The organism is Arthrobacter sp. 05T420, assembly GCF_056396305.1.
Genome location: NZ_JBFTLG010000018.1, coordinates 77,672 through 101,565, shown reverse-complemented (window position 1 = coordinate 101,565; position 23,894 = coordinate 77,672). Strand labels below are relative to the sequence as shown.

Annotated in this window: 26 protein-coding genes and 3 pseudogenes; 20 read left to right on the top strand and 9 right to left on the bottom strand. The window is 63.6% G+C overall.

Annotation, left to right across the window (positions count from 1 at the left end):
• A pseudogene (locus AC1DEM_RS17550) lies at nt 1-411 on the bottom strand (hypothetical protein); the annotation flags it as partial.
• A gap of 539 nt (nt 412-950) precedes the next feature.
• Here AC1DEM_RS17550 and AC1DEM_RS17545 point away from each other — a divergent pair.
• The 16 genes and pseudogenes from AC1DEM_RS17545 to trxA all read left to right on the top strand — a co-directional run bounded on the left by AC1DEM_RS17545 (nt 951) and on the right by trxA (nt 13,245).
• On the top strand, nt 951-1,790 hold the full coding sequence (locus AC1DEM_RS17545; RefSeq protein ID WP_476885575.1) for an alpha/beta fold hydrolase: 840 nt from the start codon (nt 951-953) through the stop codon (nt 1,788-1,790).
• Between the two features lie 340 nt (nt 1,791-2,130).
• A complete protein-coding gene (locus AC1DEM_RS17540; protein ID WP_476885584.1) occupies nt 2,131-2,457 on the top strand; it encodes a YciI family protein in 327 nt (108 codons plus the stop codon).
• Nucleotides 2,458-2,501: 44 nt separating this feature from the next.
• Complete coding sequence (locus tag AC1DEM_RS17535) at nt 2,502-3,824, top strand: RNA polymerase sigma factor (protein WP_476885574.1); 1,323 nt, start codon at nt 2,502-2,504, stop codon at nt 3,822-3,824.
• A complete protein-coding gene (locus tag AC1DEM_RS17530; protein ID WP_476885573.1) occupies nt 3,821-4,159 on the top strand; it encodes a YciI family protein in 339 nt (112 codons plus the stop codon). The genes AC1DEM_RS17535 and AC1DEM_RS17530 overlap by 4 nt, the downstream gene beginning before the upstream one ends.
• A gap of 127 nt (nt 4,160-4,286) precedes the next feature.
• Nucleotides 4,287-4,667, top strand: a complete 381-nt coding sequence (locus AC1DEM_RS17525) for a VOC family protein (RefSeq protein ID WP_476885572.1) — start codon at nt 4,287-4,289, stop codon at nt 4,665-4,667.
• 469 nt (nt 4,668-5,136) lie between these two features.
• Nucleotides 5,137-5,601, top strand: coding sequence for an SRPBCC domain-containing protein (locus AC1DEM_RS17520; protein ID WP_476885571.1), 465 nt, complete (start codon nt 5,137-5,139; stop codon nt 5,599-5,601).
• Nucleotides 5,598-6,080 carry an ArsR/SmtB family transcription factor gene (locus AC1DEM_RS17515; RefSeq protein WP_476885570.1) on the top strand — a complete coding sequence of 161 codons (483 nt, stop codon included), beginning with the start codon at nt 5,598-5,600 and terminating at the stop codon, nt 6,078-6,080. The genes AC1DEM_RS17520 and AC1DEM_RS17515 overlap by 4 nt, the downstream gene beginning before the upstream one ends.
• A gap of 124 nt (nt 6,081-6,204) precedes the next feature.
• Nucleotides 6,205-6,564: a hypothetical protein gene (locus AC1DEM_RS17510; RefSeq protein WP_476885569.1), complete on the top strand. Its 360-nt coding sequence runs from the start codon at nt 6,205-6,207 to the stop codon at nt 6,562-6,564.
• A gap of 212 nt (nt 6,565-6,776) precedes the next feature.
• Nucleotides 6,777-7,214: pseudogene (locus tag AC1DEM_RS17505) on the top strand (IS30 family transposase); the annotation flags it as partial.
• Nucleotides 7,215-7,905: 691 nt separating this feature from the next.
• On the top strand, nt 7,906-8,778 hold the full coding sequence (locus AC1DEM_RS17500; protein WP_476885568.1) for a pentapeptide repeat-containing protein: 873 nt from the start codon (nt 7,906-7,908) through the stop codon (nt 8,776-8,778).
• A 347-nt stretch (nt 8,779-9,125) separates the two neighbouring features.
• The gene (locus AC1DEM_RS17495) at nt 9,126-9,476 is read left to right on the top strand and encodes an ArsR/SmtB family transcription factor (RefSeq protein WP_476885583.1); all 351 of its coding nucleotides are present in this window, start codon (nt 9,126-9,128) and stop codon (nt 9,474-9,476) included.
• Nucleotides 9,469-9,939, top strand: a complete 471-nt coding sequence (locus AC1DEM_RS17490) for an SRPBCC family protein (protein WP_476885567.1) — start codon at nt 9,469-9,471, stop codon at nt 9,937-9,939. Before AC1DEM_RS17495 ends, AC1DEM_RS17490 begins: the two co-directional genes overlap by 8 nt.
• The gene (locus tag AC1DEM_RS17485) at nt 9,936-10,751 is read left to right on the top strand and encodes an alpha/beta fold hydrolase (RefSeq protein ID WP_476885566.1); all 816 of its coding nucleotides are present in this window, start codon (nt 9,936-9,938) and stop codon (nt 10,749-10,751) included. The genes AC1DEM_RS17490 and AC1DEM_RS17485 overlap by 4 nt, the downstream gene beginning before the upstream one ends.
• A gap of 51 nt (nt 10,752-10,802) precedes the next feature.
• Complete coding sequence (locus AC1DEM_RS17480) at nt 10,803-11,516, top strand: DUF998 domain-containing protein (protein ID WP_476885565.1); 714 nt, start codon at nt 10,803-10,805, stop codon at nt 11,514-11,516.
• Nucleotides 11,517-11,809: 293 nt separating this feature from the next.
• Nucleotides 11,810-12,820, top strand: a pseudogene (locus tag AC1DEM_RS17475) (AAA family ATPase); the annotation flags it as partial.
• Entirely contained in the window at nt 12,817-13,245 is a 429-nt protein-coding gene (gene trxA / locus AC1DEM_RS17470; RefSeq protein WP_476885564.1) for a thioredoxin, read from the top strand. The pseudogene AC1DEM_RS17475 and the gene trxA, both read left to right, overlap by 4 nt.
• A gap of 148 nt (nt 13,246-13,393) precedes the next feature.
• Here the strand turns inward: trxA and AC1DEM_RS17465 are convergent, their stop codons facing one another.
• Nucleotides 13,394-14,329: a LysR family transcriptional regulator gene (locus AC1DEM_RS17465; protein WP_476885563.1), complete on the bottom strand. Its 936-nt coding sequence runs from the start codon at nt 14,327-14,329 to the stop codon at nt 13,394-13,396.
• 216 nt (nt 14,330-14,545) lie between these two features.
• Here AC1DEM_RS17465 and AC1DEM_RS17460 point away from each other — a divergent pair, with 216 nt between their 5' ends.
• From AC1DEM_RS17460 to AC1DEM_RS17450, 3 genes are all read left to right on the top strand, one after another.
• The gene (locus AC1DEM_RS17460; RefSeq protein ID WP_026536895.1) at nt 14,546-14,953 is read left to right on the top strand and encodes a hypothetical protein; all 408 of its coding nucleotides are present in this window, start codon (nt 14,546-14,548) and stop codon (nt 14,951-14,953) included.
• Between the two features lie 18 nt (nt 14,954-14,971).
• The gene (locus tag AC1DEM_RS17455; protein ID WP_476885562.1) at nt 14,972-15,832 is read left to right on the top strand and encodes an alpha/beta fold hydrolase; all 861 of its coding nucleotides are present in this window, start codon (nt 14,972-14,974) and stop codon (nt 15,830-15,832) included.
• Between the two features lie 162 nt (nt 15,833-15,994).
• Nucleotides 15,995-16,375: a MarR family winged helix-turn-helix transcriptional regulator gene (locus AC1DEM_RS17450; protein WP_476885582.1), complete on the top strand. Its 381-nt coding sequence runs from the start codon at nt 15,995-15,997 to the stop codon at nt 16,373-16,375.
• 114 nt (nt 16,376-16,489) lie between these two features.
• Here the strand turns inward: AC1DEM_RS17450 and AC1DEM_RS17445 are convergent, their stop codons facing one another.
• On the bottom strand, nt 16,490-17,749 hold the full coding sequence (locus AC1DEM_RS17445) for a phophatidylserine decarboxylase associated domain-containing protein (protein ID WP_476885561.1): 1,260 nt from the start codon (nt 17,747-17,749) through the stop codon (nt 16,490-16,492).
• A 157-nt stretch (nt 17,750-17,906) separates the two neighbouring features.
• Between AC1DEM_RS17445 and AC1DEM_RS17440 the strand changes: the two genes are divergently transcribed.
• Entirely contained in the window at nt 17,907-18,257 is a 351-nt protein-coding gene (locus AC1DEM_RS17440) for an Lsr2 family DNA-binding protein (protein WP_476885560.1), read from the top strand.
• 274 nt (nt 18,258-18,531) lie between these two features.
• Here AC1DEM_RS17440 and AC1DEM_RS17435 read toward each other — a convergent pair whose 3' ends face one another.
• From AC1DEM_RS17435 to AC1DEM_RS17410, 6 genes are all read right to left on the bottom strand, one after another.
• The gene (locus AC1DEM_RS17435; protein WP_476885559.1) at nt 18,532-19,299 is read right to left on the bottom strand and encodes an SCO1664 family protein; all 768 of its coding nucleotides are present in this window, start codon (nt 19,297-19,299) and stop codon (nt 18,532-18,534) included.
• Nucleotides 19,299-19,853, bottom strand: a complete 555-nt coding sequence (locus AC1DEM_RS17430) for a DUF3090 domain-containing protein (RefSeq protein ID WP_476885558.1) — start codon at nt 19,851-19,853, stop codon at nt 19,299-19,301. Before AC1DEM_RS17430 ends, AC1DEM_RS17435 begins: the two co-directional genes overlap by 1 nt.
• A 24-nt stretch (nt 19,854-19,877) precedes the next feature.
• Entirely contained in the window at nt 19,878-20,570 is a 693-nt protein-coding gene (locus AC1DEM_RS17425; protein WP_476885557.1) for a histidine phosphatase family protein, read from the bottom strand.
• Nucleotides 20,571-20,933: 363 nt separating this feature from the next.
• A complete protein-coding gene (locus tag AC1DEM_RS17420) occupies nt 20,934-22,049 on the bottom strand; it encodes an ABC transporter substrate-binding protein (protein WP_476885556.1) in 1,116 nt (371 codons plus the stop codon).
• 59 nt (nt 22,050-22,108) lie between these two features.
• A complete protein-coding gene (locus AC1DEM_RS17415) occupies nt 22,109-22,984 on the bottom strand; it encodes an ABC transporter permease (protein WP_476885555.1) in 876 nt (291 codons plus the stop codon).
• The gene (locus AC1DEM_RS17410) at nt 22,981-23,829 is read right to left on the bottom strand and encodes an ABC transporter ATP-binding protein (protein ID WP_476885554.1); all 849 of its coding nucleotides are present in this window, start codon (nt 23,827-23,829) and stop codon (nt 22,981-22,983) included. Before AC1DEM_RS17410 ends, AC1DEM_RS17415 begins: the two co-directional genes overlap by 4 nt.
• Nucleotides 23,830-23,894 lie beyond the last annotated feature (65 nt).

Sequence of the window (23,894 nt, the reverse complement as noted above, 5' to 3'; positions counted from 1 at the left end):
CCGCCGTGCGACCGGTCCGCCGCGGTCCAGTTCCCAGAAGACCAGGGCGAACGCGATGACGTTTGTTACCCAGATCTGCAGTGCTGCCAGAAGGAGCGTGCGCCCGTCGCCGCTGCCGGAGTCGGTCAGCAGAATGATGAGCTGCACCAGGGCGATGCCGTTGGCGGCGACGAGGAGGAGTGCCTGGCCCGTGGCTAATCGTTTGGACCAGCGCGTCTCTTTGTGCAGGCGGCGGGGGTTGAGGATCAGCAGGGGAATCAGCATCACGAGTCCGATTCCCACCACCGTGTAGCGGATGGCCGGCAGGAAGGCGCTGGGAAGGGCGGCATAGAGGCCCAGCGCGATGAGCAGCCCGATTACGGCCGGCCAGCGGTGTTCGGCGCTGTCCTTCAGGTTTGCGGTCTCAGACATCCACCGAGTCTAGGCAAAGCTGCCGTGCATCCCGGTCCGGGCGCGCACTGAGCCCAGAGCAGATGGCCGTCTGGCTTGAGGGAACGTCGGGTCAGGTGGCCCAACTCGGGTGCGAAAAGCCCACGCAAGAAACTCCCACCGGATTGAGATGCTGGTTTCCGTTGCGCTCCAAACTGTGACGGGCGTCCGCTGGCGAATTCACCGCGGAATCTGCAGTCACGTGCCGATGTACCGGCTCACCGCAGGCTGAGGCATCGCTAACGGCCCGAGGAGGAGAACAGGCTAAACAGCGTGGCGAATCGAGCCAGATAACTCTGCCGCCGGCTTCTGGTCAGTCTTCGGCCCCGTGATCTTTGACGTCGGATACCAAGGGTCATTTCCGTACACGCCCCCTCGAAGTTTGGCTCCCACTTCCAGGCTCCCCGTCAGTTGGCGCCGCGGGCGGACTTGGGGTCGTGGCGTTTCGCAATCCCGTTGGATCTGTTTCAGCTGCTTACAGGGAGTGGGTGTTAGGGTGAGCTTTCCTTTATGAGGACGGCATGAACTTCAGCATTCCCCGAACCGGCCTGACATCCGGCACTGAAGAACAGGACCTGCAAATGATTGACTTCCAGAGCTCGGTGGACGGCACGAAAATCGCCTTCGAGCGGACGGGTGAAGGGCCAGCCCTGATCATTATCGGCGGTGCATTGAACAGCCGACGTTCGGCTGACGTGCTGGTGCCTTGGCTGGCCCCGCACTTCACCGTCTACGCGTATGACCGTCGCGGGAGAGGCGAGAGCTCGAACACGCTTCCCTACAGCCCCGGCCGTGAAATAGAGGATTTGGAAGCGCTGATAGCCGCGGCAGGCGGTTCGGCCTACGCCTACGGACACTCTTCGGGTGCCATCCTGGCTCTAGAAGCAGCGGCTGCCGGAGCGGGCATCTCCAAACTGGCGGCCTACGAACCGCCATATCTGACCGGGCATGCCCCCGAAGGACCTTGGGAAAATTTCAGGGACCGGGTCCAGGCGGCACTGAACGAGGGAGACCGGGAAGGTGCCGTGGAACTGTTCATCCGCCATACGGGCTCCGATTTCGACGAAGGAATCAAAACGATGCCGTGGTGGCCCGCGCTCCTCAGCGTTGCCCCGACCCTGCCGTATGACCTCACCCTGACAAGCGACGGAATCGTCCCGGAGAGGCTGTCGAACATCCAGGTCCCCACCCTCGGAATCTACGGTGGCGCGAGTCCGTCCTGGGCTGGGAATGCCATCAATGCCGTCGCCGCAGCCGTTCCTGGCTTGAAAAAAGAAAAGCTGGACGGCCAAGACCACGCAGTCGCCAGCGATGCTGTCGCACCGGTGCTGATCAAGTTCTTCAACAGCATTCCAGCCTAGGCTGGCATCCGACCCAATCCGCCGGCGCGCATCGCAGCGGGCGCGGAGCAACGAGCCTTTCACGGGACCGCTCTTCGGGCGCAGTGCGTATGTTCGCGCCGGTGCGCGAGATCCTGGACATCGTCTTTCGTGGCGAGGTGATCTCCTTGCCGGTGGTATCCCGGGCGGGAAGCTGTTCGCTGTCGAGGACATATGAGCCGCGTTGATTATGTGCTGAGTCGACCCGGCTGATGCTTTGAGGATGGCCCCGGAAAAGAATTTCTTATCAGGTGTCCTTTTGGCGGCCTCCCGGGCGTCGTAGTGGTGTAACAACGGAGAAGAAGGAGACATCGTGGAGTACATGCTTTTCATTTGTAGCGATCCGACCGCGCCGGAATATGTGGCCGCCGAGGACAACATTGTCGAATGGGGGGCCGAGATGGAAGCGCGGGGCGTCGCCCGTCACGGTGACCGGCTGCGTCCTGTCGAGGACGCAACAACGGTAGTGGTGCGTGGGGGCGAGGTGGTGGTCTCTGATGGGCCGTTTGCGGAGACGAAGGAATGGATCGCGGGCTATGACATCATCGCTTGTGCGGATCTTGATGAGGCTGTCGAGGTTGCGTCCAAGCACCCCATGGCCCGGTTCGGCAAGATCGAGATCAGGCCCGTGTGGCCGCTCGGGGAGTAGCCGTTCGCCCGGACGCCGGCGTCGATGATCGAGGCAGAGATGCCGTGGCGCCGGAGCTGACGGACGTGCGTGCCGTCGTGGAGGCCGCCTCCGCCGGCGAGACGGCACGGATCACCGCAGCCCTCATCCGCATCACGGGCGACTGGGGCCTGGCCGAGGATTGTGTCCAGGATGCGTTCGCCAGGGCCCTCGTCGACTGGCCGGAGCACGGCGTTCCCAGGAACCCCGGGGCCTGGCTGACAACCGTGGCCAAGAACAAGGCAATTGACCGCATGCGGAGCGCCGCCAGCGAAAGGAGGGCGGTCCGTGAGCTCGCCATTCTCACCGCGCTCGAAGGGCTCGAAGACGAGGCCACAGGGGCGGCTGCAGAGGATGACACGCTGCGGCTGATTCACACCTGCTGCCACCCGGCCCTCCCGCTCGATGCCCGGGTGGCCCTGACTCTGCGCACCGTCGCGGGGCTGGCGACCGCTGAGATCGCCCGGGCATTCCTGGTCTCGGAAGCAACCATGGCCAAACGGCTCGTTCGGGCCCGGGCGAAGATACGCGATGCCGGGATCCCCTACCGGGTGCCGCCGCCGCAGCTGATATCCGAACGCACCGCCGGAATCCTGGCCGTGCTGTATCTGATGTTCAACGAAGGGTACTCGGCCACCGGCGGCACCTCGCTGATCCGCGAACCACTCGCCCGGGAAGCGATTCGCCTGACCCGGCTGCTGGTTGCGTTGCTCAACAGGTCACCGCAGGAACCCGAGGCCCGGGGCCTCCTTGCGCTCATGCTGTTCCACCATGCCCGGCGGGGGACGCGGACGGACGCCGCTGGGGACCTGGTGACCCTTGAGGAGCAGAACCGCGGATTGTGGGACAAGGTTGCGGTCGCGGAGGCTGCGGCGCTGCTCGCGGCCGCGGATCAAATGGGCGTTGCACGCCGTTCCCGGCCCGGTAGCTACCGTGTGCAGGCCGCCATTGCTGCCTGCCACATGAACGCCCCGGACTCTGGCAGCACGGACTTCGCCCGGGTGGCACAGCTGTATGACCGCCTTGCGCAAATTGCGCCGTCACCGGTCATCGAGCTGAACCGGGCCGTTGCCGTCGCGATGTCCCAGGGACCGGAAGCAGGGCTTGCTCTCATCGACCAACTGGACCGGACACGGTCACTCGATGGGTACTACCTCCTGCCCGCGGCGAAGGCTGATCTCCTGCGCCGCCTTGGCAGAAAGACAGAGGCCCGCTGCGAGTATCAGCGGGCCCGCGACCTCGCTCCCTCCGAGGCCGAGCGCCGCTACCTCTCCAAACGCCTGGCCGAGACAAGCGCCGGGTCCCCGTCTCCACCTGACCCCGGCACCGCCCTGAAGGAGAAGAAATGAAACACCTCATGCTGATCCCAAACAACGCTGAGACCTGGAACGCACTCTCCCCGTCCGAGATCGAGGCGATCATGCAGGCGCATACCTCGTTGCAGCAGGAACTCAGGGCATCGGGTGAGTTCGTGGAGGCTCATGAGCTCGGTGAAGAGGCGAAGTTCGTAAGAAATAGCGGCGACACCTGTACCGTGACCGACGGTCCGTACCTTGAGACGAAGGAAATTGTGGCCGGCTACTACATCGTCGACTGTGTGGACATGGCCCGCGCCGTGGAAATCGCCGGCAAGTTGGGAGAGGCCAAGCTTTGGCCGATCGAAATACGCCGGATCGACCCCTGACCTGCGTAACGGCCATGAAATGGTTGTGATCAGAGCTCCGCCGCGCCGCGTCGTCACAACCGGGCCGGAAGCCGGAACGGGCCCATCCCGAGATCCAAGCATCATTGACGAGAATTAGGAGAGATAAATGCGCGTACAAATGAAATTGGAACTGGTACCGCTGCCGGTGGCAGACGTAGAGCGGAGTAAGACCTTCTACACGGACACCATCGGCTTCAATTTGGATCATGACGTGCAGCCCGGGAACGGCATGCGGATCGTGCAGCTCACGCCGCCTGGTTCCGCATGCTCCATTGTCATCGGCTCCGGAATGGCCAACAGCAGCCCAGAAGCCAGCACGGTCAAGGGCTTGCATCTGGTCGTCGAAGACATCGTTGCGGCGCGCGAGGAACTCCTGAACCACGGGGCTGCCGTGACCGAAATAGAGGACATGGGAGGCGTCAAGTTCGCGTACTTTAGCGATCCCGACGGCAACTCGTGGGCGCTACAAGAAATCGGACAGATGTGAGCCCCCGCCGCGACGCAACCGGCGATGAGCCCCGGCCAGGGCGGCTCACACCGACGCCGGCGCCCTCGCAGCAACCCTGCCGGACACCTACCCACTCCTGCGAATCGTGCGCACACGTTACCTGCGCTCACTCCATTGACCGTGGCCTCCATCCGGTAGATCGAAGTCGAGATCAAGGTCCTGCGGTGCTCTGAGGCGCCGCCAGGTTGAGGCGACACCGGCGCTGGGCAGGGCCGAAGCAGGCCCAACGCGCCTCGGGAGCGGACCTGATTCGTCAGGAAGGCGGCCGCGGACGATCACGAGCCAGGAGAACGAATCCTCTGGCGGTGTCGGGCCCCGTCATCATACGGGCTCGGTTCCGTCGCGGCGGCGGGTGGCGCCGCAGAGTTTTCTACTTCCAAGCCTGCAACCAATGGTTGCGCGTATCGGTGATATGCAACCAAAGGTTGCGAAATGATAGGGGAGCGGGATGGAGTACGGCAGCATCGAACGGGAGATCCACATCGAAGCGGCACCTGAGTTGGTGTATAAGGTAATCAGCACGCCAGAACACCTGCGGCAGTGGTGGCCGGACGAGGCAGAGCTCGAACCCGTTCCCGGTGCCATTGGGATTATCTCGTTTGGCGACAGGTCCGCGCCGGAGGCAAAGTTCGTTTCACTGACGGTGGTGGAGGCCGACCCGTCCCGGCGGTTTTCCTTCCGATGGGTGTACGAGGACGGTGCGACTGCGACGTCGGCCAACTCGCTCCTGGTGACCTTCGACCTGATCCCATCGGGCGAGGGAACGCTGCTGCGCTTCACCGAGACGGGGTTCCGAGAGAAGGGGTGGGAGTCGGCCGTGGTCGAGGAGCATTACCGCGACCACGCCAATGGCTGGGACCACTTCCTGCCCCGGCTCGTCACCTACTCCGCACGGCTGGTGTCGGCGCCATGAGCGTCGCCGTCGACGACGAGCTCTGGTCGGCGGTGGGCGACTCAACCCGACGCCGGATGCTGGACCTGCTGCTGACCAACAGCGGCGGCACAGCAACCACGCTGAGCAAACAGCTGCCGGTCACGCGGCAGGCGGTCGCCAAACACCTTGGCGTGCTCCATCGCGTCGGACTGGTCCAGGCCAGGACGTCGGGGCGGGAACGCGTGTACGTGGTGAGCCACGCTCAGCTGGCCCGCGCGGTCGCGGAGCTGTCCTCGGTCGGGGCCAGCTGGGACGCCCGGCTGCAGCGCATCAAGGGAATGGCCGAAGCAATCCAGCAAAGTCGCGAAGACTCAGGCCCGGCGGGTGAACACCGCAAAAGCCGTGACGGTGCCGGCCAAACAGACACGAACACACCGGCGCATAGGAGAAATGAAGGATCTAGATGTCGGACTTCACCGCCACCGTTGCCGTATAGCGGACCCCCGGGAAGCATTTGAGGCCATCATGAACGTCCGCGGTTGGTGGTCCTAGGCGTTCGAGGGGGTCACCGACCAGGTCGGGGGCGAGTTCAAGTACCGGTACCAAGGCGTTCATCGTTGCACCATCCGCGTCACCGCACTCGTGGCCGGCCGGAAAGTTGAATGGCTCGTCCTGGATAATTACTTCAACTTCATCCACGACCAGGCCGAATGGAAGAACACCCGGATCGTCTTCGAGATTTTCCCAACGGAGAAAGGGGCCGAAGTCCACTTCAAGCACCTCGGCCTGGTCCCGGGGAACGCGTGTTACAACGTGTGCTACATCGTCTGGGGCGGCTATCTGGGCGGCAGCCTGCGGAACCTGATCAACAACGGCGAAGGGCAGCCCAACCTGAGGGGGGCCGGTAGCGCCCCGACACACCAGCACGTTGCCGCCGTGTTGCGCGGCGGGGCCCTAGGTCAAGCCATCGGCCAGGCTGGCATCGGGGATGGGAATGGCTGATATGACCGCCAATCCAGGCAGCAGCGTCCTGAACGCAGATGTCCGTAGAGTGTCCCGGCCTCACGGCATCAGAAAGGGGCTGCAGCTGCTCGAACTGCGGCCTAGCAGTGAGAACTGCAATGCGCCGTTGCCGCCGGAATCGTTCCGGGCGCGCATTTGTTTGATGAATGCGAACAGATTTCGCTTCTGCGCGGAAAGGAATCGGTCCGTACTACCGGGCCACGCCCGCACAGGCCAGAGCCCAGGCCCGGGCCGCCCGGCCGAAGATCGCTAAGCTCAAGAGCAACGAACGGCTGCGCACGGAAGTCGAAGAACGGCTCGGCAAGAAGGATTCACCGGTCCAGATAGCCGGCCGGCTGCGGCGAGATTTCCCGAGTGACCCGGAGATGTGGGTGGCACACGAAACGATCTACCAGTCCGTCTATATCGAGTCCCGGGGCGGCCTGAAGCGGGAACTGGCAAGGAACCTGCGCATGGGACTGACCTTGCGCAAACCCCAGCGCCGCCCCGATGAGCGCCGCGGCAGGATCGAGGACATGGTCAGGATCGCCGACCGCCCCGCAGCGGTCCAGGACCGGGCCGTTCCCGGGAATTGGGAGGGGGACCTGATTGTAGGCAAGGACGGCAAGAGCGCCATCGCCGCACTCGTCGCGGCAAAGCCGATATTGGTGATGCTGGCTCCGACACTCCCCACCTCCCTGATTGCCTTATGTCTGACAAGGATCGCCAACGCGCTTTTCTTCGCTGCAACACTCGCCGCACGCAGTGAGTACGCACCCATCGAAGCCAGCGGCCAAGTCTTCATCTGGGTGGGCGCGCTCAAGATCGCTGCAGGATGAGCCGGGACGGCCGTCGCGGTGCAACCATCGCACCACAGCTCTGGGCCGCATTTGCTGGCGACAGCCCTCACAGCAGCAGCCGCAACGTCCAGCATCATCGAGCAATCCCGTCCACGACGGTCCAAGCCCTAGCCCGCCCGACTTCAGCAACATCCTCACTCGACGGCCCGCAGCCCCCGCGGGCGTGTATCCGGCGCACGCCAAAAAGCGCTCCCAAAACCATGCCAATTACTTCAGCAAGTCACAAAGCATCTGTACGGGATTTTTCGCGGCGGGGGGAGCGGGTCGAGGGTGTCGCGGTGGGGGACCGGCTTATGGGCAGGTGAGATGTGATGCTACGTTTGACGGCAGTGACATTCTTACTTTCTCTGTGACCCAGAGTCGATGCAGCGGTTCCCGGTCGCTTCCCTCGGAAGCGGTGATTCCGTGTGCCCTCGAAGGGGACACCCTCATGAGTTCCCTGGCAGCCGGCCCCTCACCGAATTCGTCTAGAGATGATCACATGCCCTTCATATCAAGCGACTCCACCGCACCGTCCTCACCTGCCCTTGAGCGGGAATCACTGCGCCCTGATTGTGCCAGCTGCTTCGCCCTCTGCTGCACTGCCCTAGGCTTCTCCCGCACCGCGGACTTCGCCATCGACAAACCAGCAGGAACTCCCTGCAAGAACCTTGCCTCCGACTTCTCCTGCACTATCCACGACCGCCTGCGCCCGCGAGGCTTCCGAGGATGTACCGTCTTCGACTGCTACGGAGCCGGCCAAAACGTCTCCCAGAACCTCTTCGGAGGAATCAGCTGGAAAGCAGATTCAGTAACAGCGAGCGACATGTTCGCCGCGTTCAAAGTCGTCCGGCAACTCCACGAAATGCTCTGGTATCTGATCGAAGCTACCAGCAGGACATTCGATCCGGACACCTCGCACCAGATCAGCGAGCTCAGGATGACAATCGAATATGCGATGGCCGAAACGCAGCAGATCCTGTTCCTGGACCTCGGCGATATGCATACCAGGGTTCGGTCCGTACTGATGGATGTCAGCGAAGAAGTGAGGTCCTCATACCTTGCAACCGGTGATGATCACCTAGATGCTGCGCTTGTCCCGGGAGCGGACCTCATGGGTAAGAAAATGAAGTCCAGATCGCTGTTTGGTGCGGACCTTCGAGGCGCCTATCTCATAGCTACAGACCTGCGAGACTGCGACCTCTCAGGCGCCGACCTCCTCGGCGCTGACCTCAGAGATGCCCGTCTCGAAGGAGCCGATCTTTCCAAAACCCTCTATTTGACACAGGCCCAACTCAACGCCGCCCGAGGCGACGCGCACACGCGCCTGCCCTCCGACCTCAACAGTCCTGGTCATTGGCCCACCAACAAGTGAAGGCGACGCAATAGTGCGCGCCTGCAGGCAACTAGACAGCAGTTGCCTGCAGGTCAGTACCGAAAACCTTCGGCGGAAATTGTCCGGCGGCCGACCCAGCAACGGTGGTCCATGAACGCGTAAATCAGGGATCCAACGCGGACAGCACCCTCATGCGATGCACTTGGTGGCACGGTCGATGGGATGGCCGTTGGAGGAGACGTCCGCGAGACCATTCTGGATTTGCTGCCCAGTGGGTCGGTCTCGACGGCCTGGCAGATTACTCACGCCCTTGTGCTTGACCCGGTACCCAGCGCAACCTTATTCTAAAACCATTCGGTTATAAAACAGTTAGGTTATGGTGCGTGATGGTCGATCAGCTCAGTGCAGTGTTCGGCGCTTTGGCCGATCCAACACGGCGGGCGATTCTGCAGCGACTTGCAGAAGGTGACGCGCAGGTCTCGGATCTCGCGGCTCCTTTTCAAATTAGCCAGCCGGCAGTTTCCAAGCATCTGAAGGTGCTCGAGGGTGCCGGCCTGATCTCAAGGAGCCGGGTGGCGACTGCCCGGCTCAGTCACCTGGAGCCCGAGCGGTTGAGGGAAGCGAGTGAGTACATGGAGCGGTACAAGAAATTCTGGGGTGAGTCTTTTGACAAGCTTGACGGTGCCCTCGCGGCATTTCAGCGGGGCAACCATGAGGAAAGGGGACGCGATGTCTGAGCGCCAGCACGAGGTGACGGAGCATGATGTCTTCGTTTCGCGGTCCTTCGCCGCGCCCAGGGACGTGGTGTGGCGGTTCTGGACCGAACCTGAACTCCTCGCGACCTGGTTCGGGCCCGAAGGATTCAGAGTACCTGCCGAAAGCGTGAGGGTGGACCTGGTGGAGCAGGGCCGGTGGGAGCTGACCATGGTCGATGGCCCGACCGGGACCTCCCACCCTGTCCGGGGCCGCATTTTGGCTTTCCGGGTACCGGAATTCCTCGAGATTCAATTGACAGCGCAGACCGCTGCCGGGCCGGTGGACGACGTCGTTCTGCGGCTTCAGTTCCACGATCACGGCGACCGGACCCGCATGACCCTTCATCAGGGGCCCTTCACCGACGAGATCCGCGACATGACTCTCAACGGCTGGGTTCTCTCCTTCGCCAAACTCGACACCCTCCTTGAAAGGCACCGCCCGTGAAGACCACACTCCCCGAAACCCAGGTAAGCCAGATCACCTCTGCCGACGGAACTCCAATCTCCGTCGAGCACACCGGCACCGGAGCGGCACTCATCCTGGTCGATGGAGCATTCTGCGGCCGGTCCTTCGGCCCCGCCCGGGAACTCGCGACGAGACTTGCCGATTCCTTTACCGTGTACTTCTACGACCGCCGGGGCCGCGGCGACAGCGGTGACACGCAGCCGTATTCAGTGGAACGGGAAGTCGAAGACCTGGCCGCCGTGATCGACCACGCGGGCGGAAACGCCTTTGTCTACGGTATCTCCTCCGGCGCCGCCGTGGCCCTTGAAACCGCGGCCGCCGGCGTCCCGATGCGCAGGCTCGCCATCTACGAAGTCCCCTACACCGGAGTCGGGGACCGCGAGGGGGTGCCCGTCGACCACGCCAGCCACCTGAACGGACTGCTCGCCCAGGACAAGCGCGGCGCAATGGTGTCGTACTTCCTGGTCAAGATGATCGGCGTCCCGGCGTTCGTGCCGGTCATGCTTCGCCTCATGCCCAGGGTGTGGAAGAGTCAAAAAGCCGCCGCCAACACCCTCCCCTACGAAATCGCCGTGCTGAACAATTTCACCGCACCCACGGACCGGCTGGCCAAGGTCGCCGTCCCCACCCTGGTCATGGTCGGAGGGAAGGCAGCCCTCGCCATGGCGGCCGCCCAAACAACAACAGCAAATGCCCTCCCTCACGCAGAGCGCAAAACCCTCGAGGGCCAGAGCCACCAGGTATCGGCCACGGTCATGGGAACAGAGCTCCGCAGCTTCTTCTCCGCCTGACCCAGCCGTACACTCCACCCCAATCCGCCCGCGCACATCCCGGAGTACACCATGCCCAAAATTAGCTCCCTAGAGGGGTCCCGCACGTCCCAGAGCAACGGATTCACCACCGGGGCGCTACTGGCCTGCGGCATCGCCGCCGGCCCGGTCTACCTCCTAATCGGATACGCCCAGGCGCTTCTTCGGCCCGGTTTCGACGCGGCCCATAACGACCTCAGCGTCCTCGCCAACGGCGAACTAGGGTGGGTCCAAGCCGCGAGCCTGATCATCACGGGGACCCTTACCTCGCTCTGCGCCCTCGGCATCCGCCGCGCACTCCATCCCGGGCGAGGGGCGACTTGGGGGCCGGCCCTTATCGGGCTCTACGGCGTCGGCCTGATCGGGGCGGGCATCTTCACCGCCGATCCCATGAATGGATTCCCTCCAGGCACACCCCCCGGACACCCCAGCTCCGGTTCTCTCCACGGTTTCATTCATTTCATTACATCCGGCGCAGGCTTCGTGTGTCTCATCGCGGGATGCTTCGTTCTATCACGCCGGTTCTACACCTCCGGAGACCGCCGGCTCGGTGCATTCTCCATCGCTGTCGGCGCCCTCTTCCTCGCCGCGTTCGCCGGCATCGCCAGCGGATCGACTTCCGCCGTCATCGTTCTCAGCTTCACCGCAGCAGTCATTCTCGCCTGGACGTGGCTGGCAATCACCGCCGCCCACCTACGACGAGCCAGCCGCCCACCAGTGCTGCCTGGCGGCGACGGACTCAGTTGACTCACCCCGCACCCGGAAGCCTTGCTCTCCATTTCATTCATGCTGAAGACCAGGGCCCGCCGGTCGACGGTGAGCCGGCCAAGTTGAGGCATTCTCCACGGCGACCTTTTCCGACGCGGCGCGCCCAAAGCAGCGCAAGGGACCGGCCTGGCCGGTCCCTTGCGTTTTACAGCTAAACCAGGTGCCGGCGGCAGTCAGCGCGTGGTCTCCTCGACCAGGGCGATGCGATTGCCGTCGGGGTCGCGGAAGTACGCCATCGGCGGCATCGGATCGCTCTCGCCGCCCCTCACATGGAGATCGCCGACATCGTCGCGGCCTGGACAGGCATACCGGTCGCACGGCTGAAGCAGGGCGAACGTGAGAAAGTCCTGCATCTGGACGAAATCCTGCGCGCCCGCGTCGTGGGGCAGGAAGAAGCGATTAGCGCTGTGTCGGACGCCATCATCCGCGCCCGCTCCGGTATCCGGGATCCCCGCCGGCCCATCGGCTCCTTCATCTTCCTCGGGCCGACCGGCGTCGGGAAGACCGAGCTCGCAAAGGCTCTGGCCGCGGCGCTCTTCGACAGTGAGAACGCAATGATCCGGCTGGACATGAGCGAGTACCAGGAGCGCCACACCGTGAGCCGCCTGCTGGGGGCGCCTCCTGGCTACATCGGTTACGACGAAGGCGGTCAGCTCACGGAGGCGGTACGGCGGAAGACGTACTCGGTGGTGCTGTTCGATGAGGTGGAAAAGGCCCATCCGGACATTTTCAACACCTTGCTGCAGGTGCTCGACGACGGACGGATTACGGACTCCCAGGGCCGGACCGTGGATTTCCGCAATACCGTCATCATCATGACCTCCAATATCGGCTCCCAGTATCTTCTGGAGGGTTCGGCCGAAGGCGGGGCGATCACCGAGCAGGCGCGCAGCATGGTGATGGGTGAGCTCCGGGCGCATTTCCGCCCCGAGTTCCTGAACCGCGTGGACGATACGGTCCTGTTCGCGCCCCTGGGACTGCCGCAAATCGAACGCATCGTTGATCTGCAGTTCGCACAGCTGCGCCAGCGGCTGGCCGAGCAGCAAATAGAGCTACACCTGACCGAGGAGGCGCGCCTTCTGATCGCCGAACGCGGCTTCGATCCGGTCTACGGAGCCCGCCCCCTGCGCCGCTATATTTCCCATGTGGTGGAAACGCAGGTGGGCCGGGCCCTGCTGCGTGGCAGCATCGCGGAAGGCGGAGTGGTCACGGTGTCTGCATCCGGAGGGGAACTAGTAGTTGACTACAGCACGATGGAGCTGGAAGAGGCTGGAACGGTATGAACAAGGCCATCATCAAATGTCCCCATTGCGGCAAATCCAACCGCGTTCCGGCTGTCGCCGACGGCCGGCCGCGCTGCGGAAGTTGCCACCGGGAGCTTCCCTGGGTAGTTGAAGCGGGCGACGACGACTTCGGCGAGATCGCCGAACGGTCCGGCGTTCCGGTACTGGTGGACTTTTGGGCGGTGTGGTGCGGACCCTGCCGGATGGTGAGCCCCGTGCTGGACCAGTTGGCGCACGATCGGGCCGGGCAGATCAAGCTTGTGAAGGTCGATGTGGACCACTCGCCGCAGCTCTCCGCAAGATTCGCCATTCAGGCGGTGCCTACCTTGATGGTCATCGTCGACGGCAAAATCGTTGCGAGGCAGGCCGGAGCAGCTCCCGCGCCGGCGCTGAGGTCCTGGTTGGAGGGGGCACTCACGAAGTAGCTAGGAACAGCGCACGACGGCGAGTGGTTTCCCGCCCTCGTACCTTCTGGGCCGCGGGTGTCCCCGCTTCAGACCGTTGAGAAGGCGCCCACGACGCTCTGCACTGCGATTGTCAGTGGCGCTAATTAGACTGGAGCGAAGTGGATAGCTAGGCAGTCCGAAGGGAGTCGACGAGATTCGGGACGCCTCCGAAGGAGGCCAAGGTCCGGGCGGTCTCCACGAACTCACGTGCCAGCCCGTCATTGACATCAGTGCGCCATGCAATCGACAGCGGAGAGGGCGGGACGTCTCTGACCGGGATGAAAGATAGCCCCGGACGGTCATAGAAACGCTGGGTGGAGGCCTGGGTGAACGCAATGCCCCGCTCACCCATGATGGCTTCGAAACACTCGTCGACGGTGGCTACCTGAGTGCCCAGACGGACCGGCTGCCCGCCGCGGGCCTGGGTTGCGAGCCAGAAATCCCTCCACTTATCCGGGGCCTTGCGGGCGACGAAGGACTCATCGACGACCTGTTCCACCGAGACCTCGGACAGCCCGGCAAAGCGGGAACTGCTGGCAACTACGAGGACCCGCGGCTCAATAAACAGTGTCTCCATGGCGAGCCAGTCAGCCGCCGGCAGGGGCGGCCGCACAAATGCCACATCAGCGCTTCCATCGGCCAACCCCGCTGTGGGGTCAGCGAAATCGAAGGACCTCATCTGCACGTGAATTTCCGGGTGGTTGTTCTTGAACGCGGCGAGGATTCGCGGGGTCAGTTCAGCAGCCGCGTTGGCCTGGAAGCCGACTATCAAGGTGCCCCGCACGCCGCTCGCGACTTCACGCGTCAACGAAACGGCGCGCTCCGCGGCGGATAAAAGGCGCTTAGCTTCACCCAGCAGGACATCCCCTGCGCTGGTCAGGGAGACGCTGCGGCTGGTCCGGATCAGCAGGGGAGTGCCGAGCGAGTGTTCAAGCTTCCGTATTTGGACGCTCAGTGATGGCTGCGCGATATGAAGTCGGGCAGCGGCTCGCCCGAAATGCAGCTCTTCCGCAACGGCGACGAAGTACTGCAGGACGCGCAGGTCAAGCTGTGGCTGCTGCATCGTTCAACTCTAAGCTCCGCCACAAGCGGGGTCCAATAGTTTCAGGCTATCGGTGGATAGGGGACAGGTATTGGACCGTTCGGGGCAACGGGGGCTGCAATGGAAACAGCGAAGGGTTGCATCGGAGACAGCCGCAAAGGCACTCCAGAAACCCCGCTTCCGAGGCTCGGGCAGAGAAGCCCGACCCTCCGCGAGACCAATGAGAGGAACAACGAAATGACGGTCGCAACACGTGCCCCTTCTGTAGAATCCTGGGTTCAGAGCTTCACCGAGGCCAACAATCAGGACCCGGAAATTCAGGCCCACGGAAAGTACTTCACCTGTTCCTACCTGCTGGACATGGAGGCGCACACCTTTGTTGTCCGGGTGGTGTCCGGCACCATCGCCCAGATTTCCGTGGACCCGGGACCCATCGAGGTGCCTTACCAGTTCGCCATCCGGGCCAGCGCCCACACCTGGGGTGAATTCGGCAAGCCCGTCCCGGCTCCCATGTACCACGGCATCTGGGCCGCCACTTTCCAGCGCGACATGAAGCTGGAGGGCGATGTCCTGGTCTTGATGCAGAACTTGCGCTGCCTCACCCGCCAGATCGAACTGCTGCGCTCCACCGGCGCACCCGTCTAGACCATAGGAGTTCCTGACATGAGCAAAATTTCCCCCGTCACCGGCCGCTACGTCACAGTCGACGTGGATGGCCTCGAATACAAGGTTTTCTACCTCGAAAACGGCCAGGGCCAGCCCCTGGTCTGCCAGCACACCGCCGGAGCCCACAACCACCAGTGGCGCGGCCTGCTGGAGGACCCGGAGATCACCGCCAACTACCGCGTCATCGCCTACGACCTCCCCCGCCACGGCAAATCAGACCCGCCTGAAAACACCCAGTGGTGGACCGAGGAGTACCAGCTCAGCGCGGACCACTTCGCCAACTTCATCGTCGCCCTCGTCGATGCACTGGAACTGGTTGACCCCATCTTTATGGGATCCTCCTTCGGCGGGAACGTAGCGCTGCAGCTCGCCCACCGCTTCCCGGAGAGGTTCGACGCCGTCATTCCGGTAGAGGGGGCGGACTACTCACCGGGGTTCTACCTCGACTGGTGGCAGCACCCACACGCCAACGCCGCTCAGGTCTGCGGCAGCGGTACCTGGGACCTCATGGCCCCGCAATCGCCGGAGGCCGACCGTTGGAAGACCTGGTTCTACTACACGCAGGGTTCCGAGGCGTTCAAGGGTGATCTGTACTTCTACTCGGTGGACCACGATCTGCGCGGCAAACTGGGCGAAATCCAGACGAACAAATGCGCGGTGGTCCTGATGACCGGCGAGTACGACTACCTCACCACACCTGAAGACGGAGCCCGCACGGCCAGCCAGATCCCGGGTGCCGAGTTCATCGAGATGAAGGCTATCGGGCACTTCCCGATGAGCGAGAACTACCCGGTTTTCAAGGGATACCTCGTTCAGGCTCTGGACTTGATCCGTACCAAGACCAGCGTCCCAGCCTAGCCGGCTCTCACCTAAGGCGTCGGTGCCGACCCCAGCGGGTCGGCACCGACCCTGCCACCTCACTGGTGAAAGACACACAGAAGATTTAACCCCACATGCCCTGCCCCTGGCAGCCGGACCGCACCAAACCGCTGAAGGTCGGGCTGCAGGCCCACCTACCGGATCCTCGGCGTCACAGCGCGACTTGAGGAACTGAGGATCAACCGGCGACTGGCGCACCTGCACCTGACTCAGGGCTCGCTCGAGGCGCTGGAATCCCTCGCCGACCGCGAACCCGCCAAAATCTCCGACCTCGCGGCCCTTATGTCGGTCAGCAAACAAAGCCTCGGCAAAGTTCTCCGGCGACTCGAAAGCCTGGGCTTTCTGAGCAAAAAACGCGGCAGCGACGCCCGAAGCACCAGCATCAGGCTCACCCCGCACGGCCGCACAGTCCTGGCCACCGCGGAAAAACTGCTGGCCGCTATGGCCCAGCCCGGTGCCGGTGAAGAGGCGGCCCTACGGCGTAGTCTCCAACAGCACCTGAACGACCTCAGGAAGAACTAGGCAACCCCAAGCTTTCCGGGGCCGCGTCAGCTATGTCAGCGACGGGGCGGGGAAAGCTGGCCAGTCAGGGGTGTGTCGACCTTTCCGACAGACCCGGAATCCGCACCGTGGTCCTCAGGACTTGGCGGTCGCAAGCTTTGACCTGACCCGCACGAGAGGTGCCTTCGGATCTTGGGGCTGGGGGATAGCGGTCAGGGCGAACTGGTCGATAACACCGGGCCGGAAGATGAGGCATTCCGTAGAGCCACCGAACTGGAAGTAGCCCAGCTCGTCGCCCTTATTTACATGGTGGCCCGGGACGATCGCCGGATCGATGACGCAGGACGAGACTTCAATCATGCCCACGGGGATCACCGCCATGAGACCGATCACGGGGTCGTCGGCCTGGATCAGGATGATCGCCCGGGCTGCTACATGGGCCAGATATGACTGCGAGAGGGTCGGCTCGACGGCGTCGGCGCCCTCGGAGTCCGCCTCGGAGAAGTACGTGCCGTCCTTGAGGTACGCACGCACGATCGTTCCGGCGACGGGAGCGTGCCAGCGGTGATAGTTCAGCGCGCTCAGGAACGCCTGGTACACCGTTCCGCCGACAAAGTGCTCCACGGCCTCGTCGCGGGCGAGCAGGTCATCGAGTGAGTAGGGCTGGTTCTTGACCCAGAACCGGCTCTGGCGTTGCACATCGGAGCTGATCTTGTAGGGGGTCGACTCGCAGGCACTGACGATGACCTTGTCATCTTCTGGTGCGGCGACGGGTCTGGAAGTCGCTGTGAGCCGGCGGGAGAAGAAATCGTTCCACGACGTGAAGCCCCAGTGCTCGGCGAGGGCATCGTGTTGGTAATCGTCCATCCCGACGGCCTGCCGCGCCTTCTCCGACATCCACCCGGACGGCGAGGTGTTCAAGACATACAGGGAGTCCGCGCTGGTCAGGAACACGCACCAGGCGTCCAGAATCTTGCGGAACATGGCGACGATCCGCGGATCGCGGTGGGCCGCGAACCCGGCCTCGGTTCCCATGGTCCAATCGAGGATCGCCGTCAACGGCGTGGTGACCATGCCGCCTTCGCTGAATTCCGGGGCCATCGTCAGGACTTCGTTGATCAGCCGGAGCATCTGGTCAACGCTGGTGAGGTGCCGTTTGCGGTAGGGCTTCGACTTCGGAACCTGCTCGATCATCTCCGTCATGTAGAGGCGGACAACCGGATCGCTGGCAATCAGCTCCTGGAACTCCACGATCACCGGATGCAGGGGAACGTCTTCACCCCGCGCCTCCACCCGTTCCCGGTGGCCGGCGATCCAGTCCTCGAGGTCGTCCTGTTGCTCGGGCAGCCAGCCACCTGGTCGTCGGACACGGTCGGATGAAGAGTTAATGGTCATAGTGCCGAGCCTACCCGTCTCCTTCTGACCGGAACCAGGGACATATGCTCTGCCTCACGGGGCCGGAGGCCGACTTCAAACCCAGCCTGAGAACGCCGCCCCCGGCCGAGGGGCTCCCGGCACAGAGGAAAGCCCCTCGGGGGAGGGGCTTTCGCGGATGAAACAGTGGGTTGGTGTGTTGGTCAGCGGTGATGTGCGCCCCCTTTCCCGGACGTGGTGTCCGTTTGCCTGCATTCGATACCGCAAGACTTTAATAAATGATCCGCGGATCGTCCAGCCGCGGTGTGGCGTGTCGTGCCGCGCCCGGGTCCACCTTCCGTTGACTGCGAGGTGGGGCACAATGAATCCCTGTGCAGGCAGTCTCACGACAGCGAATTGTGCGGGATTAAGAGAACCTGCGGCGGCTCAGAAGATCCGTAAATGGGCCGCTGAGAACGGATACAGCCCCAGCCCTCGTGGCCGCATCATTCAGGCCATAAAGCAGGCCTTCGACGCCGCCCAAGGCTAGCCAGAGCTCAGCGGGATCGATGTCTTGACCCGATATGGGCGATGTCGTCGGCTCCACGCATGCGCTGTTACCGGTGTTTGGGGCGATTTCCCGGTGACCGTTGATGTCTCTCCCATCGCCCATACCTTCGGAACAGAGTGGTTGCCTGCCGGGGCCCGGCTCCTTGGAAAATCGCCAGCCGGGCTCGCGCTCAGGCATGATGAGCTCCGTCGCTCCCTTAAGATCCATGCCATCAACCTGACACAGCCGGCAAAGCCCCGTAGTCGTAATTCCCTTAGAACAGCGGCCAGGGCACCGCCGGCATCTCACCGCTCGGAGCCGGAAACCGCCCTGCCAAGCGCAACCGCTCGCAGCGCGCGGCAAGCGAGGCGATTTCTTCGGCGCTGAGGAAGTCCGCCAGGTTTCGGCCCAGCCCACCGTTCAGCCCTTCGCTGACACGATCGATGCCGTCGCGTTCCTCGGCAGTCAGAGCGTCTCCCAGCCATCCCCACAGCACCGTGCGCAGCTTGTGGTCACGGTGAAAGGTGAGGCCATGGTCCACGCCGTGCCGGTGTCCGTCCGTCATGGCAAGAATGTGGTTGCCTTTGCGGTCGGCATTGTTGATGACCATGTCGAACACCGCCATGCGTCTGAGCGCTGGGGAGTCTTCGTGAACGAGGGCGACTATCCGCCCGTTCTCATCTCGTCCCTCGAGAACGTGTTTCCAGCCCGTTTTCGGGACGTGGTCCGTCGCGACCAGGTTCACGGCGCTTTGGGCGGGGTCTGGCTCCTGCCAGAGCTGCACCATTCCTTCGCCCATCGGACCATCGCGCAGCCAGGTGTGCGGCACGATGTCCCAGCCGAAGACCTGCGAGACCAGGTAGGCGGCCACCTCGCGGTGAGCCAGAGTGCCGTGGGGAAAATCCCACAGCGGACTTTCGCCTGCTATCGGCTTATAGACGACCACCACGTCGCCGATGCTGCCCAGAAATGTGGCGTTTGAAGCCGTCATGATGCGGCCGGTGAGCGTCAGCTCGGCGGTCAACAGGTCCGGCGCCGGCATCAGGCCTCGGGAAGGGTGCAGATGTGCCCGTCGGCGTCTATGGGGTAACCGCAGAGCGGGCACGTCGGACGCCCGGCGCCCACGATCTCACGGGTGCGCTTGGCGAAGGCGCGGGCGGTGCCGACCGGCATTCGCACCAGCAGCATTTCGGGCTCGCTAGCGCCGTCCCCATCAAGCGATTCGTCGTTGTCATCAACATCGACATCGGTGATGGGGTGGGCCTCTATAACGACCTGGGCCGTGGTTGGGTCCCACCCTAAGCTCATGGCGCCGGTGCGAAACTGCTCCTGAACGGCCTCGAGCTGGTCATTGTCGACAAGCTCAATGGGAGTACCCGTGGGAACGCTGAAGGGGTTGCCCTCGACGGTGATGAGCTGGTCGAGAATTTCGTCGATCTTCTCCGCAAGCAGCGCCGACTGCTGCTTCTCCAGGGCAACACTCACGATCTGCGTCCCTGCGCGCACCTGCAGGTAGAACGTGCGCGCCCCCGGAAGCCCAATGGTGCCAACGACGATCCGATCAGGCCAGGCAAACTCGTGAACACGTGTAGGCATGTCAGTATTCTAGGCACATGAGGTTCATGGCGCCTTTTGCCCTGCACCGCCGCCCACCGGCGCCTCGCCAGAGTGGATGCCGTTCGAAAGCCACGACAGATCACCTGCGTCCGTGTTGGTCGCGTAGACGCTCGGCCGACTAGCGCCGTAGCGCACGATCGATACGGAGGCGGGGCCCACGTTAATACGCTGGAACAGGTCAAGGTGCATGCCGAGCGCGTCGGCGAGGATTGACTTGATGATGTCACCGTGACTCACCGCCACCCATACGGCCCCTGGCCCGTACTCGGCTTCGAAGGCTGCATCGTGGCGTCGAATCGCGGCCACCGACCGAGCCTGCATCCCGGCCATGGATTCACCGCCGGGAAAGACGACGGCGGACGGTTGCGACTGCACAACCGGCCACAAATCCTCGGTCGCGAGATCACTGAGCGTGCGGCCCTGCCACTGGCCGTAATCGCACTCGGTGAGATCGAGATCGACCGGCGCGTACGGCGTGCCAGCCTGGCGATCGAGGATGAGCTGGGCGGTCTGCTGACAACGTTCAAGAGGGCTCGACACCACCCCGACCAAGGGCACGGCAGCGAGCCGGTCTCCGGTCAGAGCCGCCTGGTCCCGCCCGATCTGGTCCAGGCTGACGCCGACGGCCCGACCGGCCAGCAGTCCAGTGGCATTGGCTGTGGTGCGGCCGTGCCGCACGAGAATAACTGTCGCCATCCACCCAGCCTAACCACCCGCGCGATGGCGGTGTGAACCGTACCGGGTCGCGCGTCGAACAGGCAGATAAAGCACCGGCGGAACCCTTCAAGCACGCCGACGCGCTCAAAGCCGCCAGACGGGCTCGGCACGCATTGACCAACTCATGGCCGACGCAGCAAAACCGGAAGAACCGGCACAGCCAGAACCCTCGGCCGAAGTCGCCCCCCGCATGGAGGACGTCCTGTACCCGCTCCGCGTCGGCCCCAGCGGTTCCCGCCCGCTCAGAGCGGAACGCCCCCTCGCACGATGGCGGGCCCGCACCTTCGCGCTGAAGGTGGGGCCCGTCGTCGTTCCTTACTGCATAGTCGTCAGCCGGCGGCGTTATCCGTCGGAGCCGGCCAGCGTCGTGGTGGGCGTGTAGCCCTCGAGCTTGAGCGCGGCCTCCGCGTACTTGCTGGTGAACGTGCCGCCGAAGGTGACCTTGGACGTGTCCACGCCGTTCTCCTGCTCCATCGCAAAGATCGTCTTGGGGCCGCCGGCGGGCATGAGTCCGTCGGGCAGGAACTGCCCCTTGTCGGTGTCCAGCGCCTTGACGTACATCTCCTTGGAGATGGTGCTGTTCTGGACGAAAGAGGTGGGCAGCTTGTCCGCGATATCGGCCGCCGAGTGGGTGCTGATCCAGTGCATGGTGTCAACGAGGGCGTTCACAACCTTCTGGGCCTCATCCTCGTGAGACTTGACCCAGTCGGACTGGGCAAGGACGCTGGCCGCCGGCCAGGAGCCGCCGAGCGCGGCCTTGGTACCGTCCGAGGTCGCGAGGTCGATCGCGGAGACGGCCAGGTTTTTGCTCTCGAGCGCGCCGACGGTGGGCTGAGTTGTCATGACGCAGTCAGCGGACCCGCGCTGGATTGCAGCGATGGCAGTGGAGCCAGCGCCCACGGCGATGGTGTGGTAGTCCTTCTTCGTGACTCCGGCCTTGGCAGCGATGAACTGGGTGAGCTCATCGGTTCCGGAGCCGAGGTCGGTCACGCCGACGGTCTTGCCCCTGAGGTCCGCCGCCGAGTGGACGTTGGCTTTGGGGCTGCACATGATGCGCTCGCCCGGGGCGCTGGAGAGTTGCACGAGGTCGATGACATTCTTGCCCTTGGACTGGAAGTCGACGGTGTGGATGTACCACGCCCCGGCCATGTCCACCTGTCCGGACGCCATGGCTTCCTCTGCGCCGACGCCGCCGTGCTGCTCCGTGGAGAGCTCGACATTCACTCCGTACTTCTTGTAGTTGCCGAGGCTTTCCGCGAGCTGGTACGGAAGGTAGATCTGCTTGTCGATGCCGCCGACCATGAGCTTGACCGTGGGCATCGTCGAGGTGTCCGCAGACGCCGTGCTGCCGGAACCGCTTGCGGCGGTGGAGCTGGCCGAAGTGCTGCCGCCGCAGGCGGCCAGGCTGAGCGCAACGACTCCCAGGGCGGCGGTGGCGTAGATTCTGTGCTTCATCATTGGGGCACTTTCCTTATTCTCTTCGTGGATATTGCTTTGCTAGCGGGTGAAAAATTTCTTCAGATGGCCTGGGCTTCGGAACGGTTTGGCGGCCGCCACTTGAGGAGTGAGTGTTCCAGCAGGCCGATCAGGTATTCGGCCGCGAGCGTGATCACGGCAATGATCACCATGCACGCGAATACCGTGTTCGGATCGAAGGTGCCTTGGGCCTGGCTGATGATCAGGCCGATACCCTGCTGGGCACCGAGCACCTCCGCGACCAAGGCGCCGATAATCGCGAACCCGAAGGCTGTATGGAGGCTTGCGATGATCCACGTCATCGCCGAGGGGATGGTCACGTGAACCGCGACTTGGACCGGGGATGCCCCGAGCACTCGGACGTTCGCGACGAGGTTCTGGTCCACCTCACGCACGCCCTGGAAGGCGTTGAAGAAGACGACGAAGAACACCAGCACCGCGGCTAGCAGGACCTTGGGGAACACGCCGAGGCCGAAGGCCACGATGAAAATCGAGCCGAGGACGATGCGGGGAATCGAGTTGACGATCCGGATATACGGGCCGACGACGGCTGAGAGGTACTTGTTCGAGCCCAGCAGGATCCCGAGCACCACGCCGACGAACGTGCCGAGCAAGAAACCGAGAACCGCTTCCTCCATGGTGACCCCGAGGTTCTCCCAGATTGTCCCGAACGCTGTTCCCTCCGTGAAGAGCATCACCAGGCTGTTCCAGATCTCGCTAGGCTGGCCGAAGAAGAACTTGTCCACCCAGCCTTCCTCGGTAAACCACTGCCATCCGCCCACCACGGCCACTGCGAGGGCGGCGCGGCCCACCCAGATGGCAGTCATGCGGCGCCGGTGCGACGCTTTTCCGGACTGCACGGCCGCTGCCTGCTGCTCCTGCGAGTTCACCTTTTCCCCCTGCACAAGAGTGGTCATGCTGCTGCACCTGCCGATCGGGCGTAGGCACGGGTGACCTCGTCTTTAAGCGATTCCCAGATCTTGCCCTGAAGCTCAAGAAAGCGTTCCTCGTGGCGGATTTCCTGGACGTTGCCGCGCGGCCGGGGCAGATCGATGTCGAAGACGTCCTTGACGGTGCCGGGGCTGCTGGTCATGATGACCACGCGGTCGGAGAGTGCTACGGCCTCGTCGAGGTCGTGCGTGATGAACAGGACCGAGGGCCGGAACTCCTCCCAGAGCTTCAGTAGTTCGTTCTGCATGATGGCCTTGGTCTGCACGTCGAGGGCACCGAACGGCTCGTCCATGAGCAGGATCCTCGGGTTGTTGATGAGCGCTGCGGCCATGGCAACGCGCTTGCGCATGCCGCCCGAGAGCTGATGCGGGTAGCGGTCCTCGAAACCCGCAAGCCCCACACGGCGCAGCCAGTCCCTGGCGAGCAGGATGGCCTCGCGTTTCGGGGTTCCGAGCAGGATCGGTCCCATCATCACGTTGCTGAGCACGCTCTTCCAGGGGAAGAGCGCATCCGCCTGGAACATGTAACTCACCCCGTCCGTGACACCCTCGACGGTGTTGCCGCCGACGCGCACGGAGCCCTCGCTGGGACGTTCCAGCCCGGAAACCTGGGCCAGGGTGGTCGACTTGCCGCAGCCCGTGGGGCCGACGATCGAGCAGAACTGCCCGGGCTCCACGGAAAGCGCAACGTCCCGGATCGCCGTAAAGGTTTCCCCCTTTGGCGTGAGGTAGCGCTTGGTCAGCCCCGTGATCTCAATGCCGGCATCGTCGCCGGCATCCCCTCGTGGGCGAATTCGATGGTTTACACCCATGGCGTAAAGCCTCTCTGTTGAGTCGACGCCAGCCGCCTCATTTGCGGCGACGCCATTGTCCGGTG

Excerpts from the sequence above, each read along its gene's own strand:
- AC1DEM_RS17545 (WP_476885575.1), top strand. The coding sequence starts at position 951 with ATGAACTTCAGCATTCCCCGAACCGGCCTGACATCCGGCACTGAAGAA.
- AC1DEM_RS17540 (WP_476885584.1), top strand. The coding sequence starts at position 2,131 with ATGCTTTTCATTTGTAGCGATCCGACCGCGCCGGAATATGTGGCCGCC.
- AC1DEM_RS17530 (WP_476885573.1), top strand. The coding sequence starts at position 3,821 with ATGAAACACCTCATGCTGATCCCAAACAACGCTGAGACCTGGAACGCA.
- AC1DEM_RS17525 (WP_476885572.1), top strand. The coding sequence starts at position 4,287 with ATGCGCGTACAAATGAAATTGGAACTGGTACCGCTGCCGGTGGCAGAC.
- AC1DEM_RS17520 (WP_476885571.1), top strand. The coding sequence starts at position 5,137 with ATGGAGTACGGCAGCATCGAACGGGAGATCCACATCGAAGCGGCACCT.
- AC1DEM_RS17515 (WP_476885570.1), top strand. The coding sequence starts at position 5,598 with ATGAGCGTCGCCGTCGACGACGAGCTCTGGTCGGCGGTGGGCGACTCA.
- AC1DEM_RS17500 (WP_476885568.1), top strand. The coding sequence starts at position 7,906 with ATGCCCTTCATATCAAGCGACTCCACCGCACCGTCCTCACCTGCCCTT.
- AC1DEM_RS17495 (WP_476885583.1), top strand. The coding sequence starts at position 9,126 with ATGGTCGATCAGCTCAGTGCAGTGTTCGGCGCTTTGGCCGATCCAACA.
- AC1DEM_RS17490 (WP_476885567.1), top strand. The coding sequence starts at position 9,469 with ATGTCTGAGCGCCAGCACGAGGTGACGGAGCATGATGTCTTCGTTTCG.
- AC1DEM_RS17480 (WP_476885565.1), top strand. The coding sequence starts at position 10,803 with ATGCCCAAAATTAGCTCCCTAGAGGGGTCCCGCACGTCCCAGAGCAAC.
- trxA (WP_476885564.1), top strand. The coding sequence starts at position 12,817 with ATGAACAAGGCCATCATCAAATGTCCCCATTGCGGCAAATCCAACCGC.
- AC1DEM_RS17465 (WP_476885563.1), bottom strand. The coding sequence starts at position 14,329 with ATGCAGCAGCCACAGCTTGACCTGCGCGTCCTGCAGTACTTCGTCGCC.
- AC1DEM_RS17460 (WP_026536895.1), top strand. The coding sequence starts at position 14,546 with ATGACGGTCGCAACACGTGCCCCTTCTGTAGAATCCTGGGTTCAGAGC.
- AC1DEM_RS17455 (WP_476885562.1), top strand. The coding sequence starts at position 14,972 with ATGAGCAAAATTTCCCCCGTCACCGGCCGCTACGTCACAGTCGACGTG.
- AC1DEM_RS17445 (WP_476885561.1), bottom strand. The coding sequence starts at position 17,749 with ATGACCATTAACTCTTCATCCGACCGTGTCCGACGACCAGGTGGCTGG.
- AC1DEM_RS17440 (WP_476885560.1), top strand. The coding sequence starts at position 17,907 with ATGAAACAGTGGGTTGGTGTGTTGGTCAGCGGTGATGTGCGCCCCCTT.
- AC1DEM_RS17435 (WP_476885559.1), bottom strand. The coding sequence starts at position 19,299 with ATGCCGGCGCCGGACCTGTTGACCGCCGAGCTGACGCTCACCGGCCGC.
- AC1DEM_RS17430 (WP_476885558.1), bottom strand. The coding sequence starts at position 19,853 with ATGCCTACACGTGTTCACGAGTTTGCCTGGCCTGATCGGATCGTCGTT.
- AC1DEM_RS17425 (WP_476885557.1), bottom strand. The coding sequence starts at position 20,570 with ATGGCGACAGTTATTCTCGTGCGGCACGGCCGCACCACAGCCAATGCC.
- AC1DEM_RS17420 (WP_476885556.1), bottom strand. The coding sequence starts at position 22,049 with ATGATGAAGCACAGAATCTACGCCACCGCCGCCCTGGGAGTCGTTGCG.
- AC1DEM_RS17415 (WP_476885555.1), bottom strand. The coding sequence starts at position 22,984 with ATGACCACTCTTGTGCAGGGGGAAAAGGTGAACTCGCAGGAGCAGCAG.
- AC1DEM_RS17410 (WP_476885554.1), bottom strand. The coding sequence starts at position 23,829 with ATGGGTGTAAACCATCGAATTCGCCCACGAGGGGATGCCGGCGACGAT.